This is a genomic window from Sphingobium sp. FG58 (genome assembly GCF_057809055.1).
Window position 1 is genome coordinate 84197 of the sequence record NZ_JBMDJF010000007.1, and the last position, 15399, is coordinate 99595.

Annotated in this window: 12 protein-coding genes; 7 read left to right on the forward strand and 5 right to left on the reverse strand. The window is 63.7% G+C overall.

The genetic code is table 11. The features are described from left to right. Window positions 1-89: 89 nt before the first annotated feature. Together ACODR8_RS10750 and ACODR8_RS10755 are read right to left on the reverse strand one after the other, a co-directional pair. Entirely contained in the window at window positions 90-1955 is a 1866-nt protein-coding gene (locus ACODR8_RS10750; RefSeq protein ID WP_489007230.1) for an ABC-F family ATP-binding cassette domain-containing protein, read from the reverse strand. Window positions 1956-2007: 52 nt separating this feature from the next. Beyond that, the gene (locus ACODR8_RS10755) at window positions 2008-3921 is read right to left on the reverse strand and encodes a potassium transporter Kup (protein ID WP_489007340.1); all 1914 of its coding nucleotides are present in this window, start codon (window positions 3919-3921) and stop codon (window positions 2008-2010) included. 236 nt (window positions 3922-4157) lie between these two features. On the opposite strand from ACODR8_RS10755, the gene ACODR8_RS10760 reads away from it, so the two are divergent. Next, window positions 4158-4442 (forward strand): hypothetical protein, encoded by a 285-nt coding sequence (locus ACODR8_RS10760; RefSeq protein ID WP_489007231.1) that lies wholly within the window; start codon window positions 4158-4160, stop codon window positions 4440-4442. Window positions 4443-4691: 249 nt separating this feature from the next. Here ACODR8_RS10760 and ACODR8_RS10765 read toward each other — a convergent pair whose 3' ends face one another. Both ACODR8_RS10765 and ACODR8_RS10770 read right to left on the reverse strand, forming a co-directional pair. Beyond that, window positions 4692-5546, reverse strand: a complete 855-nt coding sequence (locus ACODR8_RS10765; protein ID WP_489007232.1) for an SMP-30/gluconolactonase/LRE family protein — start codon at window positions 5544-5546, stop codon at window positions 4692-4694. Window positions 5547-5549: 3 nt separating this feature from the next. After that, on the reverse strand, window positions 5550-6698 hold the full coding sequence (locus ACODR8_RS10770) for an aldose epimerase family protein (RefSeq protein ID WP_489007233.1): 1149 nt from the start codon (window positions 6696-6698) through the stop codon (window positions 5550-5552). A gap of 122 nt (window positions 6699-6820) precedes the next feature. On the opposite strand from ACODR8_RS10770, the gene ACODR8_RS10775 reads away from it, so the two are divergent. Continuing rightward, window positions 6821-8128: a sugar MFS transporter gene (locus ACODR8_RS10775; protein ID WP_119746386.1), complete on the forward strand. Its 1308-nt coding sequence runs from the start codon at window positions 6821-6823 to the stop codon at window positions 8126-8128. Between the two features lie 92 nt (window positions 8129-8220). Here the strand turns inward: ACODR8_RS10775 and ACODR8_RS10780 are convergent, their stop codons facing one another. After that, window positions 8221-8985: a FadR/GntR family transcriptional regulator gene (locus ACODR8_RS10780; protein WP_489007234.1), complete on the reverse strand. Its 765-nt coding sequence runs from the start codon at window positions 8983-8985 to the stop codon at window positions 8221-8223. 205 nt (window positions 8986-9190) lie between these two features. On the opposite strand from ACODR8_RS10780, the gene araD1 reads away from it, so the two are divergent. The 5 genes from araD1 (at window position 9191) to ACODR8_RS10805 (ending at window position 15284) form a co-directional block, all read left to right on the forward strand. Then, the gene (gene araD1, locus ACODR8_RS10785) at window positions 9191-10183 is read left to right on the forward strand and encodes an AraD1 family protein (protein ID WP_489007235.1); all 993 of its coding nucleotides are present in this window, start codon (window positions 9191-9193) and stop codon (window positions 10181-10183) included. Window positions 10184-10188: 5 nt separating this feature from the next. Continuing rightward, window positions 10189-11115 (forward strand): Gfo/Idh/MocA family protein, encoded by a 927-nt coding sequence (locus tag ACODR8_RS10790; protein WP_294138047.1) that lies wholly within the window; start codon window positions 10189-10191, stop codon window positions 11113-11115. A 19-nt stretch (window positions 11116-11134) separates the two neighbouring features. Then, window positions 11135-12697 carry an alpha-N-arabinofuranosidase gene (locus ACODR8_RS10795; RefSeq protein ID WP_489007236.1) on the forward strand — a complete coding sequence of 521 codons (1563 nt, stop codon included), beginning with the start codon at window positions 11135-11137 and terminating at the stop codon, window positions 12695-12697. A gap of 105 nt (window positions 12698-12802) precedes the next feature. After that, entirely contained in the window at window positions 12803-13834 is a 1032-nt protein-coding gene (locus ACODR8_RS10800; protein WP_489007237.1) for an arabinan endo-1,5-alpha-L-arabinosidase, read from the forward strand. A gap of 22 nt (window positions 13835-13856) precedes the next feature. Then, window positions 13857-15284, forward strand: a complete 1428-nt coding sequence (locus tag ACODR8_RS10805; RefSeq protein WP_489007238.1) for a family 43 glycosylhydrolase — start codon at window positions 13857-13859, stop codon at window positions 15282-15284. Window positions 15285-15399 lie beyond the last annotated feature (115 nt).

The following is a 15399-nucleotide window of genomic DNA, read 5'->3' on the forward strand; positions in this document are numbered from 1 at the left end:
ATGGTTGCAGTGGTTTTTAGCTGGACGCCCACGCAATCGGGCTGGGCACCATCATCTCCTGCAAAAAGGTTGGCGGCAGCCTGACCGGCTCAGCCCGCCTCCAGCGCCGCGCCCGCTTCCATCCACACTTCTTCGGCCGCTTCCAGCTTCTTTTCCACCGCCGCGCGCTTCACCATCAACTCGCTGGTGGTCATCTTCGCCTCCGCTCCGGTCGCCGCCTTGGGATCGAACAGCACAGCGTCGATCCGTTTGCGCTCGGCGATCAGCGTCGCCATTTCCTTTTCGGCGCGCGAGACGGCGTTTTTGAGCGCCTTCTGCTTTTCGCGCCATTCCGCCGCCGCCTTCTTGTCAGCCTTGCGATCCACCTTGGGCGCGTCGCTGCTGCTATTGCCGTCGGCCTTGCGCAGGACGATGTCGGTATAATCTTCCAGGCTGCCGTCGAACGGCTGGGCGGTGCCGCCATCGACCAGCACCAGCCGGTCGGCGACCAGTTCGATCATGTGCCGGTCATGGCTGACGATTACCACCGCGCCATTATAATCGTTGAGCGCCTGCACCAGCGCCTCGCGACTATCGACGTCCAGATGGTTGGTCGGTTCGTCGAGGATCAGCAGATGCGGTGCATCGCGGGTGATGAGCGCCAGCGCCAGTCGCGCCCGCTCGCCACCCGACATGGAGCCGACCTTCTGGATCGCCCGCTCACCCGAAAAGCCGAACCGCCCCAGCTGCGCCCGCACCGCGCCGGGGGTCGCGCCCTTCATGACGCGGGTCATATGTTCCAGCGGCGTGTCGGTAACGTCCAGTTCCTCCACCTGATATTGGGTGAAATAGCCGACCTGCATCTTGGACGAGCTTTGCATCTGCCCTTCCATCGGCGCGAGCTGCGCCGCGATCAGGCGGGCCAGCGTCGTCTTGCCATTGCCGTTGCGGCCGAGCAGCGCCAGCCGGTCGTCCGGGTCGATGCGCAGATTAACCCGGCGCAGGATCGGCGTTTCGCCATAGCCGACCGCCGCCATGTCCATGGTGATGAGCGGTGGACGCAGTTCGGGCGGGCTGGGGAAACTGAACGCCAGCGTGGGATCTTCGATCGCCGCAGCAATCGGCTGCATCCGCGCCAGTGCCTTGGCGCGCGACTGGGCCTGCTTGGCGGTCGATGCACGGGCGGAGTTGCGCGCGACATAGTCCTGCAATTTCTCGCGCTCGGCCTGTTGCTTGACTCGTGCCGATTCAAGCTGGGCCAAGCGCTCGGCCCGCTGCCGCTCGAACGCATCATAGCCGCCGGGATAGAGGGTCACCTTGCCGCCCTCCAGATGGAGGATGTAATCGACGACATTGTTGAGCAGGTCGCGCTCATGGCTGATGACGACCACGGTGCCGCGATAGGCTTTGAGGAAATTTTCCAGCCACATCGTCGCTTCAAGGTCGAGATGGTTCGAGGGTTCGTCGAGCAGCAACAGATCAGGGTTGGAGAAGAGCAGGGAGGCAAGCGCCACGCGCATCTTCCAGCCGCCCGAATAGCTGTCGAGCGGGCGACCCTGCATCTCCTCGTCAAAGCCAAGGCCCACCAATATGCGCGCGGCGCGGGCGGGCGCGGTATAGGCGTCGATGCTGGTCAGCCGCTCATAGATATGGCCCAGGCGATCGGGATCTTCGGTATGCTCCGCCTCCGCCATCAGCGCGGCGCGTTCCTTGTCCGCCTCCAGCACCGTTTCGAAGGGGGTCGCCGTGCCGCTGGGGGCTTCCTGCGCGATATAGCCCAGCCGCGTGTCGCGTGGCATGTCACAACTGCCATCGTCAGGATCGAGCTGGCCGATCATGACCTTCATCAGCGTGGACTTGCCCGCGCCGTTGCGCCCGATCAGGCCGACCCGGCTGCGCGGGGGAAGCGCCGCGCTGGCGCGGTCGAGGATGATGCGGCCACCAAGGCGCACGGTGATACCGTTAAGATTGAGCATGGGCGCGCTTTAGCAGGAAGCCGCGCGCAGGGAAGGGGGTTGCGCCCCTATCTCAAATCTCCACCTGCGAACCCAGTTCGACGATGCGGTTGGTGGGCAGCTTAAAGAAATCCATCGGGCTTTCCGCATTGCGGATCATCCAGGCGAACAGTTTTTCCCGCCAGATCGCCATACCGGGCCGTTGCGACGCGATCAGCGTCTGGCGGCTGAGGAAATAGCTGCTGTCCGCCACCCGGATCGGCCCGCCACAGTCGCCGACCGCCTTGAGCGAAGCAGGAATATCCACCTCCTCCATGAAACCATGGCGCAGGATCAGGCGATAAAAGCCGTCGCCATGATCCGCCACCTGCACTCGGCCATCGAGCGGCAGGTGCGGCACGCCAAGCGTCCGCACGGTCAGGATGATGTTGCGTTCATGCAGGATACGGTTGTGCTTCACATTGTGGAGCAGAGCCGGCGGCACGCCGTCGGGCGTGGACGACAGGAAGATCGCGGTACCCGGCACCCGCGGCAGCGAACTGCGCGTCGATCGGATGAACAGATCCAGTTCCATCGCCCCGTCACGCAGCCGTTCCCGCATGATCCGTCGCCCGGTGGCCCAGGTCGTCAGGATCACGAAAGCCACTGCCGCCACCAGCAGCGGGAACCAGCCGCCATCAGGGATTTTGGTCGCGTTGGAGGCGAAATAAAGGCCGTCGATAATCAGGAACAGGCCAGTGACCCCGCCCGCCAGCAGCGGATGCCAGCGCCAGACGCTGAACGTCAGCACGCCCATCATAGCGGTGGTGATGACCATCGTGCCGGTCACCGCAATACCATAGGCGGCGGCCAGATTGGTCGAGCTGCCAAAGCCCAGCACCAGCAGGATGACCAGGATCAGCAACACGCGGTTGACCAGCGGCAGGTAGATTTGCCCCGCAGCACTGGCGCTGGTGTGGAGAATGCGCAGGCGCGGCAGGAAACCCAGCTGCACCGCCTGTTGCGTGACCGAAAATGCCCCGGAAATCACCGCCTGACTGGCGATGATCGTCGCCAGCGTAGCGAGGATCACCAGCGGCAGTCGCGCCCAGTCCGGCGCCATCAGGAAGAAGGGGTTGGCTGCCGTCGCCGGATCATCCAGCATCAGCGCCCCCTGCCCCATATAGTTGAGCAGCAGGCACGGGAGCGCTGCATAGAGCCAGGCCAGGCTGATCGCCTTGCGCCCAAAATGGCCCATATCGGCATAGAGCGCTTCGGCCCCGGTTACCGCCAGCACCACCGATCCCAGCGCCAGAAAGGCCAGCTTCGGATCGAGCGCGAAAAAATGCACGGCATAGAGCGGATTGACGATCCCGATAATCTCCGGGTGCCGCCACAAATTGGTGATGCCCAGCACCGCCAGCACTACAAAATAGACGACCATCACTGGTCCGAACAGCGCGCCGACTTTGGCCGTGCCGTGGCGCTGGATCAGGAACAGGCCGATCAGGATCAGGATGGCGATGGGCAGCACCAGCGGCGTCAGGCTGGCCTGTACCACGGTCAGCCCCTCCACCGCCGACAGCACCGAAATGGCCGGGGTGATGATCGCGTCGCCATAGAAGAGCGCGGTCGCCAGCACGCCCAGCATCGCAATTGCCGGGGTCCAGCGCGTTTCGCCCATGCGCCGCCCGATCAGCGCGAGCAGCGCCATGCTGCCCCCCTCACCATGATTATCGGCGCGCATGACGATGAACACATATTTGACCGTGACGACCAGCATCATGGTCCAGAAGATCAGCGACAGGACACCATAAATATGCAGCGGATCGACGGCGAGCGGATGATGGCCGACGAAACTTTCCTTGAGCGCATAGAGCGGCGACGTGCCGATATCGCCGAACACCACGCCCAGCGCCCCCAGCGCCAGCGTGGGCAAGCCAGCCTGCGGTCCGCTATGTTCGGCCGATGCCGCCTCGGCCAATATCCCGTCCGCTTGCGATTGCATCGCCATATGTCCCTGTTCCACCCTTTACCGCCGACATGACATGGAAATGCATTCGATCTCCATGGCAGGAACGCCGCTTTGGCATAGTATCTGCGTATGATTTTGCGCCATAGCATGGCTATACGTACCAATTCCTACGCAATTTCAATGCTGGCTGCCCGTTCCCGCTCTCGTTTTGCTATGCCGTCATCGGTAAATGGGATGCCTCCTGTTCGACATTGCAGAGGCTGGTTTTCATGTCCCATTGGCATCCCCATCCCGCCGCGCGGATCGGCCTGCGCCTGCTTGGCCTTGGCCTGATTGCCAGCCTTGGTCCGCAGGGTCGGCTGCTGCACCAGCTGGTCGATCGATCGGTTGGCGTCACATTGGCGCAGTTGGCGGTCGCCGCCACCGCCTTTCTCAGCGCCAGCCTGGGTATGACGCTGCTGTTGTTGGGACCGGATCTATGGAAGCCGGTCCGCGTCGCCCCGCGCTGGACCCGTCGCGATGCACCGACCCGAACGCCGGGGAAGCGCGCCTGAGCAACGCCGGGACCGCTTCGGTTCGGGCGGGTCGCCAGGCGCTGGCGATGATAAACCGACAGTGAGCTGGACATATGTGAAAGGATAATCATCCCGGACAGCCTTTGGCGCGTGCAGTTCGCCGCATGGCTGTCCGGGATCACAGCGTTGTGTGCATTGGAGAGGGCATGACAACGCTGTCCAGACGCATTAAGCAGATTCCCGCGCCCAGTTCAACCGCCTTTTATCAGGTCATGCGTCGATCACGCCTCAGCCCGCAAACAGGTTGGTCGGCATGCCGCGAACGCCGCAATCAACCTCGAAGAAGCCGCCGTCGTAAGGCGTGGCGTCCAGGCCGATCGCCGCGGAGCTGACGAACATGCGGTCCAGATCGGGTCCGGCGAAGCTGATGTTGGTGAGCTGCCGCGCGGGCAAAGCGATGGCGCGATCGAGCGCACCGTCGGGGGTGAAGCGGCTGATTCGTCCGCCGCCCCAATGAGCAACCCAGATATGCCCGTCCGCATCCACGGTCATGCCGTCGGGATAACCGTCCGCATCGGTGAAACGGATGAAGGGCTGGCGATCGGCGATCCCGTCGGCCGTCCGGGCAAAGCGATACATGACCCGACGCGACGTATCGCTATGGTAGAGCCATTTGCCGCAGGGCGAGAAGGCCGGGCCGTTGGGAACGCGATAACCGCTGTCCATTTGCTGCCAGCGCAAATCAGGGGCGAGCCGATAGAGCGATCCGCTGTCGCGTTCCTCCTCCATATCCATCGTGCCGCACCAGATATGCCCGTCCGCATCGGCCTTGCCATCATTCATGCGGTTATAGGACAGGTCGGGTTCCGGGTCGCCGATGGGCGTGATGGTCAGCGGGTCGAGGCTGATCGCGACAAAACCGCTCTTGAACCCGCCGATAAAGCCGCCGCCTGCCCGCTCGGCCACCCAGCCCAGCGGTTCTGGCATCGCCCAGCGTTCGACCGTGCCGCCGTCAAGCGACAGACGGTTGAGCGCGGGGCTGAGGATATCGACCCAATAGACCGCATTGTCGCGCGCCGACCAGAGCGTCCCTTCGCCCAGCGTGTCAGCCACATCGCGTTCGATCATCCGCCATAATGTCATGGGTCAGCGCTTTACCGAAAGGCGATAGACCATCGCGTGATGATAGGGCTTGCCCGGATCAACCCGTGCCGACACGAAATTGGGCTTGTTGGGCGCGTCGGGGAATTTCTGCGGCTCCAGCGCGATGCCGTCGCCCATGCGGTAGAGATGCCCGCCCTTGCCGACCAGCGTGCCGTCCAGGAAATTGCCCGCGTAAAATTGCACCCCCGGCTCGGTCGTCAGCACCTCCAGCACCCGGCCCGATGCCGGATCTTCCAGCCGCGCGGCCAATTCCGGCGTCTTGGTCACGCCCTTGTCCAGCGCCCAATTATGGTCATAGCCGCGCCCGGCAACGATCTGCGGATCGCGCCCGTCGCGAATGCCGTCAGCGACGCGGCGGGGGGCGCGAAAATCAAACACGCCACCCTCCACCGGCTTCAACTCACCGGTCGGGATCAGCGCGGCATCGACCGGCGTATAGGCCCTGGCAGGAATGGTCAGCAAATGGCCGAGCGCACCATCGGGCGATCCTTCGCCTGCCAGGTTGAAGATCGCGTGGTTGGTCATGTTGACGATGGTGGGCTTGTCGGTTTTCGCGTCGAATGTGATGCCCAGATTGCCTGCTTCGTCCAGCGTGTAGGTGACGCTGCTGTCCAGCTTGCCCGGATAACCCGAATCGCCATCCGGGCTGGTCAGCGTCAGCACCAGCGTCGCGACCGGTCCGCTCTTCATTGACGCGACTTTCCAGACCTGCTTGTCGAACCCCTTGCCGCCGCCGTGCAGCGTGTTGGTCTTGTCGTTGAGCGGCAGTTGATAGGCTTTGCCGTCGAGCGAGAAGGCGCCGCCCGCGATACGATTGGCATAGCGGCCCACAGTCACGCCGAAATAATTGGGATGATCGACATAGTCTTTGATGTCATCATAGCCGAGCAGCACGTCCGCGATCCTGCCATCCTTGTCCGGCGCAGACAGCGACTGGAGCGTCGCACCATAGGTCAGGATCTTCGCCGATACGCCCTGCTTGTTGGTCAGGCTGATCACCTCCACCGCTGATCCGTCCGCCAGCGTGCCGGCTGGGGCGCGGCTGGCTTCGGTGGCGAAGGCGGACACGCTTGTCAGTGCCAACGCGAGTGCGTATGACAGCGTTGTTTTGATCGTAGCGACGTTGCGCATGGAGCTTCCTCTTGTGACCATGACCCATTGACGGGTGGTTTCGGGGAATATACTCAGACAAAATAAGCGGATGCAACCCCTCAAGCGGCTGTGCCGCACTGGAATTTTACGGAGACGGATGAATGGCAGGACCAGTTTCCTCGACCGCCGCGCCAACGGTGACGCATAATCCCGGCACGCGCTACGGCCCGGCGCTTGGCCTGCTGGCCAGCCTGTTTTTCATGTGGGGCTTCATCACGGTCATCAACAATACGCTGCTGCCGCATCTGCGCAGCGTGTTTGACCTGAGCTACACCCAGACGACGCTGATCGAATCGGTATGGTTCATCGCCTATTTCTTTGCCTCCATCCCGTCGGCCAAGCTGATCGAGCGGGTCGGCTACCAGAAGTCGATGGTGATCGGGCTGCTGATCATGGCGGCGGGCGCAGCGGGCATGACGCTGGCGGCATCCATCCCCTCCTATGGCGTGACATTGGTCATGCTGTTCGTCATCGCCAGTGGCATCACCCTGTTGCAGGTCGCAGCCAATCCCTATGTCGCGGTGGTCGGCAAGCCCGAAACCGCCTCTTCGCGCCTCAATCTGGTGCAGGCGATGAATTCGGCGGGCACGATGCTGGCGCCTTTGTTCGGCGCCTATCTGATCCTGGGCCGGTCGAAGGGCGGCACGGCGCAGGGCGATGTCGTCCTCACGCAAGCCGAACGTCTGGCCGACGCGCAGTCGGTGATCCTGCCCTATATCATCGTTGCCGTCATTTTGGTGGTGCTGGCTGTCATCATCGCCCGCTTCCCCCTGCCCGCCATGGGCAACGCGACGTCGCGCCACAGCAAGGAGGAGCGCAAGAAGCACTCGCTCTGGGCGCATCGCAATCTGGTGTTCGGCATCCCGGCGATCTTCATCTATCTGATCGCGGAAATCGGCGTCGCCAACCTGTTCGTCAATTTCGTCAGCCAGCCCGACATCGCCAATCTGACGCATGAGCAGGCGGGCAATTATCTCAGCCTCCTGTGGGGCGGGATGATGGTTGGCCGTTTTGCTGGCTCTGCGATCATGCAGAAATTCGATGCTGGCCATGTGCTGGCCGCCTTCTCGATCGGTGCGTTCATCGTCATGCTGGTGACGGTGTTCACCACCGGGCCGATGGCGATGTGGGCGCTGATCCTGGTCGGCCTGTTCCACTCGATCATGTTCCCCACCATCTTCACGCTGGGAATCAAGGGGCTAGGCCCGCTGACCGAGGAAGGATCCGGCCTGCTGATCATGGCGATCGCCGGTGGCGCGCTGGTGGTGGTGCAGGGCAAGCTGGCGGATGAATATGGCCTGCAATGGTCGTTCCTGCTGACCGCAGCGTGCGAACTCTACATCCTGTTCTACGCGCTATGGGGATCGAAAGTGACCCATGCGCTGCCCGACCAGCCGGTCGCGGAATAAGCGGAATAAAGCCGAGGGTCGCACTTCGGAAAAAAGGCCGGAGCGGGGTAACCTGCTCCGGCCTTTTTCATTTCTCCCCTTGCAGGGAAGGATCATCCCCCCATTGCGCTGGCCGTGTCCTCCAGCGCCAGATCGACCAGCACGCCCATCGCCTCTGCCGCAGCCGCTGCATCCCCCGCGACGATCGCGTCGAACACGCGGACATGGTCGGGGATCGGGTTGCGCGGCAGGGCGCGGGCGCGCTGCTTATATTGGGTGGTCCAGTTGACCGCCGCGCCGATGCTGGCGGACAGGACCTGGAGCGCGTCGTTGCGGGTCGCGTCGAGAATCGCATTGTGGAAATCGCGGTCCGCCGCCCGGCCCAGATCGGTCGCCAGCGTATGGCGGCGCATCGCGGCCAGCGCGTCCTTCATGATCTTGATGTCATTCCTGTCGCGGCGCTGCGCCGCCAGCCGGGCAGCGGCCGGTTCGACGATCGCGCGCAGTTCGAACAGGTCGCGCACGAACTGGATGTCGGGTTCCCCGGCAAACGCCCAAGCCAGCACTTCGGGGTCGAGCAGGTTCCAGCGATTGCGCGGCAGCACCCGTGTTCCGGCTTTGGGGCGGCTTTCCACCAGCCCCTTGGCGGTCAGCACCTGAATCGCCTCCCGATAGGCGCTACGCGACACGTCCAGTTCCTCGGCAAAGGCGACTTCGCCCGACAGGACATCGCCCGGCGCATATTGGCCAGACAAGATCGCCGTACCCAGCTTGTGCGCGATCGCCCCGTGCAATCGCCTGCCCGGCCCGCGCGCTACCTTGGCCGAACCGCCATTTTCCGGGGCTTGCGCATCTGCTGACGGCCTATCCTGTCCCATTCCGGCTCCTCCCACCTTACGCCTATCAGGCACGGATCGGTGTAGAATAGAAGCATTGCCATTACCATCATCCTGTAATATGTCGGAGTAATTAACGGAGTGATCGTGCGAGCGTCGCTGTTTTCAGCGGCCGCCCCAGCGCATGATCGCTCGTCATTCAGGATCAGCCAGCGCCGCGAATGGCGTGCGGGAGGAGAGTTTTTTCATGACATTGCGCCTGTTGCAGCACCGTACCCCCAGCGGCGTCCGCTCCGTTATCGCGGCGCAGGGCGATGCGGCCCATATCGTGCCGGGCTATGCCAGCATCCGCGCACTGGCGATCGACGCCATCGCCCGTGGCATCAGCCTGAGCGCTGCGGTCGAAGCGGCCGGCACGGGCGATGCGATCGACATTGCAGCCGCCTTCGCCGCGGGCGAATTGCTGGCGCCGATCGACCATGACGATGACGCGCATGTCCAGCTGACCGGCACGGGCCTGACCCATCTTGGCTCCGCCGAAGGGCGCGACAAGATGCACCGGGAGGCAGCGGCGGTCGAAAAGCAGACCGATTCGATGCGCATGTTTCTGGAAGGGCTGGAGGGCGGCAAGCCTGCGCCGGGCGCGGTCGGCCAGCAGCCCGAATGGTTTTACAAGGGCGACGGGTCGCAACTGGTCGGACCGGGCGAACCGCTGACCATGCCCGCCTTTGCCAAGGATGGCGGCGAGGAACCGGAGATCGCGGGCATCTACATCATCGGCGATGATGGCCAGCCCTATCGGCTTGGCCTGGCGCTCGCCAACGAGTTTAGCGACCATGTGACCGAGCGGCACAATTATCTGTGGCTCGCCCATTCCAAGCTGCGGCAGGCCGCGCTTGGCCCGGAATTGCTGGTCGGCACCCCGCCGGAGCATATCGAGGGAGCGAGCCGCATCCTGCGCGATGGCGCGACGATCTGGGAAAAGCCGTTCCTGTCGGGCGAAGGCAATATGTCGCACAGCTTCGCCAATCTGGAACATCATCATTTCAAATATGATCTGTTCCGCCGCCCCGGCGACGTGCATGTCCATTTCTTCGGTACGGCGACGCTCTCGTTCAGCGACGGCATCGCGACGCAGGAAGGCGATGTGTTCGAAATCTCCGCCGCGCCCTTCACCCTGCCGGTGCGCAATCCGTTGCAGCGGGCAGAACCAATCGAAGTGGTCGTTCAGGCGCTCTGATCCCCATGGACCCGATCCGTATCGCGATCGTGGGCATCGGCAAGATTGCGCGCGACCAGCATGTCCCGGCGATCCGGGGCAATAACGCCTTCAGCCTGGCCGCCACCGTCAGCCCGCATGATGCCGGGCTGGACGGGGTGCCGCATCTGGCCAGTCTGGACGCGCTGTTGCGGGATGGCCCGGCGGTCGATGCGATCGCGCTTTGCACCCCGCCGCAGGTCCGCTACGATCTGGCGGCGCAGGCGCTGGGGCGTGGCGTCCACCTGTTTCTGGAAAAACCGCCAGGCGCGACGCTGGCCGAAGTGGGCGCGTTGCAGGCGCAGGCGGACAAGGTCGGCGTTTCCCTGTTCGCTGCCTGGCACAGCCGCTTTGCCGCGGGCGTTGCCCCGGCGCGCGCCTGGCTGGCCGAGCGCAGAATCGAAAGCGTGTCGATCGTCTGGCGGGAAGATGTGCGCGTATGGCATCCGGGGCAGGCGTGGATCTGGCAACCCGGCGGGCTTGGCGTGTTCGATCCGGGCATCAATGCACTCTCGATCGTCACCCATATCCTGCCGCGCCCCTTCTTCCTGAAGGACGCGACGCTGACCCTGCCGGACAATCGCGCCGCGCCGATCGCGGCCGACCTTCATTTTCGCGATACCGGCGGCGCGCCGATCCACATGGATCTAGACTGGCGGCAGACCGGCCCGCAAAGCTGGGACATTGTCGTCGAAACCGACGCGGGGACGCTCAAATTGTCGCAGGGGGGCGCGGTGCTGCACCTGCCCAGCGGCACCGAACATGGCGAGGATGTCGAATATCCCGGCCTCTACAGCCGCTTCGCCGCGCTGATCCGGGGCGGACGATCGGACGTCGATACCGATCCGCTGCGGCTGGTCGCCGACGCCTTTCTGCGCGGACGGCGCGAGACGACTGACGCATTTCACGATTAAAATCACAGGAGAGGATGACATGATCAAAGCCCTGCGCCGCACAACGGCCACGCTGCTGCTCTGCGCCACCGCATTGACCAGCAGCGCCCACGCCGACACCGATGGCAAGCCCACGACCGCAACGATCAATGCCGCCACCCCCGGCCCCGTCTATGACAAGCGCATCTTCACCCAGTTCGCCGAGCATCTGGGCAATGGTATTTATGGTGGCCTCTGGGTCGGCAATGACAAGTCCATCCCCAACACCAACGGCTTTCGCAACGATGTGATTTCGGCGCTGCGCAACCTGTCCGTGCCGGTCGTGCGCTGGCCGGGCGGCTGCTTTGCCGATGAATATCATTGGCGTGAGGGCATTGGCGGCAAATCCAAGCGCCCGGTCAAGATCAACACCCATTGGGGCGGCGTGACCGAACCGAACACAGTCGGGACGCACGAGTTTTTCGAGCTGGTCCGCCAGATCGGTGCGGAGGCCTATGTCGCGGGCAATGTCGGCAATGGCACCCCGCAGGAAATGGCCGAGTGGGTCGAATATATGACCTCGCCCGCAGGCACCCTGGCCGACGAACGCGCCAAGAATGGCCATAAGGAGCCGTGGGCCGTCCCTTATTTCGGCGTGGGTAACGAACTGTGGGGCTGCGGTGGCAATATGCGCGCCGAATATGCCGCCGACCTCACCCGCCGCTACGCCACCTTCATCAAGGCGCCGCGCGGTACGAAGATCATGAAGATCGCTGCGGGCGCCAATGTCGATGATTATAACTGGACCGAGACGATGATGAAGGTGGCGAGCGGTCAGCTCGACGCGCTCTCGCTCCATTATTACACCATCCCCGGCTCCTGGCCGCCACGCGCCTCCTCGACAGTGTTCGATGAGGCAGGCTGGGCCAACGCCCTGGCCGAAGCGCTGCGCATGGACGAGCTGATCACCAAGCATAGCGCGATCATGGACAAATATGATCCGGCCAAGAAAGTCTGGCTGGCGGTGGATGAATGGGGCACCTGGTATGCCGACGATCCGGGTACGCATCCCGGCTTCCTGCGCCAGCAGAACACGCTGCGCGACGCGCTGGTCGCGTCGGTCCATCTCGACATTTTCGCGCGTCATGCCGACCGGGTGAAGATGACTGCGATTGCCCAGATGGTGAATGTGTTGCAGGCGATGATCCTGACCGACGGCAAGAAGATGGCGCTGACGCCGACCTATCATGTGTTCGAAATGTACAAGCCGTGGCAGGACGCGACCGTGCTGCCGATCAGCATCGACACGCCCTGGTATAACAAGGATAAATGGTCGATGCCTGCGGTCAGCGGATCGGCGGTCCGGGGCAAGGATGGCAAGGTCCATATCGGCCTGTCCAACCTGGACCCCAATCAACCCAACTCTGTGACGGTCAAGCTGGATGGCCTGAACGCTGCAAGCGTCACGGGCCGCATCCTGACCGCATCGGCGATCAACGCCCACAACACGTTCGACGCGCCCGACACCGTCAAACCGGTCGCCTTCACCGGCGCGCAGATCAGTGGCGGCACACTCAGCGTGACCTTGCCGCCCAAGTCGGTCGTGGTGCTGGAGTTGCAATAAGGGCTGGAGTGAAATCTGCTCCCGCGCAGGCGGGAGCCCAGTCCCGCCGTTTCAACTGGGCTCCCGCCTGCGCGGGAGCACATCGCTTTAATTGGAGAGGTGCGCATGAGGCGACCGACGTTCATGGCTTGGCTGGGCCTCGCCCTTCTCGCCGCCCCCGCCTGCGCGCAGACGCCGTCCCAGCCGCCGCGCGATACGCTGAACCGTCGCCTGACCGGCGAACTGACGCCCACCCATGATCCGGTCATCATCCGACAGGGCGACACCTATCATGTGTTCAGCACCGGCCATGGCAAGCGGCTGATCGAAACCCGCACCTCGCCCGACCTCATTCACTGGACCGCCGGTGCGCCGATTTTCACCGCGCTCCCTGACTGGGCCAAGCAGGCGATCCCCGGCAGTGATGGCATGTGGGCGCCCGACATCAGTTTCGTGAACGGCCGCTATCGCCTCTATTATTCGGTCTCGACCTTCGGATCGAACCGCTCGGCGATTGGTCTTGCCACCAGCCCGACGCTCGACCCCAAAGCCCCCGATTATCAGTGGCGGGACGAGGGGCTGGTCGTCATGTCGGACAAGAGCGACGACTATAACGCGATCGACCCCAATTTCATCATCGACCGCGAAGGCCGCCACTGGCTCTCGCTCGGCAGCTTCTGGACGGGCCTTAAACTGTTCGAACTGGACCCCAGGAGCGGCAAGCCCAAGGACCCCAAAGCCAAGCCCGTCGCCATCGCCCGCCGCCTAGCGCCCGCAGGCGGTCCCGCCCCGGTCGAAGCGCCCTTCATTATCGACCATGGCGGCTATTATTGGCTGATGGCCTCCTATGATTATTGCTGCAAGGGCGCGGCCAGCACCTATTATACCGTGATCGGCCGGTCGAAGGCGATCACCGGCCCCTATCTGGGCAAGGATGGCAGCCCGATGCTGGAGGGAGGCGGAAGCATCTTCCTGCGCGCCGACCTTCAGGAGCAGCAGCGCTTCCGTGGCCCCGGCCATGCGGGCTGGCTGCATGACAAGGACGGCAAGGATTATGTCGTCTATCACGCCTATGACAAGCAAGCGAACGGCTCACCCACCCTGCGGATCGCGCCGGTCCACTGGGGCGCGGATGGCTGGCCGCACGCCGATTATTGATGCACCGACCGGAGAGAATGACATGAATTTCACCCTGTCCCGCCGTGGCTTCATTGCCAGCAGCGCCGCCCTGTCCGCCGTGCCGATGATGGCGCGCGCCAAGGTCGCCGACGCGCCCGTCGCCGGCCCGCAAAACCCGCTCGTCAAACAGCGCGCCGATGCGCAGGTTTTCCGTCATGACGACGGCTATTACTATCTGACCGGCTCCGTCCCCGAATATGACCGGCTGGTGCTGCGCCGGTCCAGGACGATCGCGGGGCTGACGACCGCCACCGAAGCGGTGCTGTGGCGGCATGAAAAGACCGGCCCGCTGTCCGGCTTCATCTGGGCGCCCGAACTGCACCATATCAACGGCCAGTGGATCATGTATTTTGCCGCCGGTCCCAGCGGCGGGGGCGAGGATGTGTTCCGCATCCGCACCTATGCGGTCGTCTGCGACGGGCCGGACCCGATGACCGGCAAGTGGAACCTGCTCGGCCAGTTCCAGGCACCCTGGGACAGTTTCAACCTGGATTCGACCAGCTTCGTCCATAAGGGGCAGCGCTATTTCGCCTGGGCGCAGCGCGAACCGGGGATCGAGACGAACAGCAACCTGTACATAGCCAAGCTCGAATCACCGTTGAAGCTGGCGGGCAAGGCGACTCGCCTGACCGTGCCGACGCTCGACTGGGAAATTCGCGGCTATAAGGTCGCCGAAGCGCCCGCCATCCTGCACCGCAATGGCCGCCTGTTCATGACCTATTCGGCCAGCGCCACCGACGCGCGCTATTGCCTGGGGATGCTGACCGCGGACGAGAATGCCGACCTGCTCGACGCCAAGAGCTGGAAAAAATCGCCCCAGCCGGTGTTCGTAACCAATGCGGAGACCAGCGTCTATGGTCCCGGCCACAACAGCTTCACCGTGGATGAGCAGGGCCGCGACATACTCGTCTATCATGGCCGCGATTATGAGGCGATCCAGGGCGATCCTTTGTTCAACCCGGACCGCCATACCCGTGTGCAGCGGCTCTATTATACCGCCGATGGCACGCCCGATTTCGGCGTGCCGGTGGGCAATGGTCCGCTGCCCGAACGCTTTGCGTCGGCTGCTGATGCCAAGCTGTTGCTGGCGCATGACGGCACCCGCCTGATCGCGGGCAACCCCGCTTTGGCCCAGACACAGTTCCGCCAGACACCGGGCCGCGCGGGCCAGCAAAGCGTCATGCTCTCCCCCATCCTGATGCCTGGCCATTATCTGGTCGCGGGCAAGGACGGGTCGGTCACGCTGGAACCCGACAGCAAAAGCGCCGATTTCGCGCTGCGCAGCCAGTTTGTCCGTCTGACCGACGCGCGGCTTGGCACTGTCCGCTTCGCTGCCATCGCCGCACCGGGCAAGGCGATCGGCGTCGCCAATGGCCAGATTCGTCTGGTCCGCAGCCGTGACGCCGCGGCACGCTGGCGCGCCGACTGATACCGGTTCACCTGCTCTGACAAATAGATAGCTACAACGGCCGGTCATCGATTGATGACCGGCCCTTCACCTGTACAGCCTTCGCACGAGAACCGCCCGGAACGTCGCGCCCGCT

Bases quoted from the DNA above. Each gene is read 5' to 3' on its own strand.
- ACODR8_RS10750 (WP_489007230.1), bottom strand. From the start codon at position 1,955: ATGCTCAATCTTAACGGTATCACCGTGCGCCTTGGTGGCCGCATCATC.
- ACODR8_RS10755 (WP_489007340.1), bottom strand. From the start codon at position 3,921: ATGCAATCGCAAGCGGACGGGATATTGGCCGAGGCGGCATCGGCCGAA.
- ACODR8_RS10760 (WP_489007231.1), top strand. From the start codon at position 4,158: ATGTCCCATTGGCATCCCCATCCCGCCGCGCGGATCGGCCTGCGCCTG.
- ACODR8_RS10765 (WP_489007232.1), bottom strand. From the start codon at position 5,546: ATGACATTATGGCGGATGATCGAACGCGATGTGGCTGACACGCTGGGC.
- ACODR8_RS10770 (WP_489007233.1), bottom strand. From the start codon at position 6,698: ATGCGCAACGTCGCTACGATCAAAACAACGCTGTCATACGCACTCGCG.
- ACODR8_RS10775 (WP_119746386.1), top strand. From the start codon at position 6,821: ATGGCAGGACCAGTTTCCTCGACCGCCGCGCCAACGGTGACGCATAAT.
- ACODR8_RS10780 (WP_489007234.1), bottom strand. From the start codon at position 8,985: ATGGGACAGGATAGGCCGTCAGCAGATGCGCAAGCCCCGGAAAATGGC.
- araD1 (WP_489007235.1), top strand. From the start codon at position 9,191: ATGACATTGCGCCTGTTGCAGCACCGTACCCCCAGCGGCGTCCGCTCC.
- ACODR8_RS10790 (WP_294138047.1), top strand. From the start codon at position 10,189: ATGGACCCGATCCGTATCGCGATCGTGGGCATCGGCAAGATTGCGCGC.
- ACODR8_RS10795 (WP_489007236.1), top strand. From the start codon at position 11,135: ATGATCAAAGCCCTGCGCCGCACAACGGCCACGCTGCTGCTCTGCGCC.
- ACODR8_RS10800 (WP_489007237.1), top strand. From the start codon at position 12,803: ATGAGGCGACCGACGTTCATGGCTTGGCTGGGCCTCGCCCTTCTCGCC.
- ACODR8_RS10805 (WP_489007238.1), top strand. From the start codon at position 13,857: ATGAATTTCACCCTGTCCCGCCGTGGCTTCATTGCCAGCAGCGCCGCC.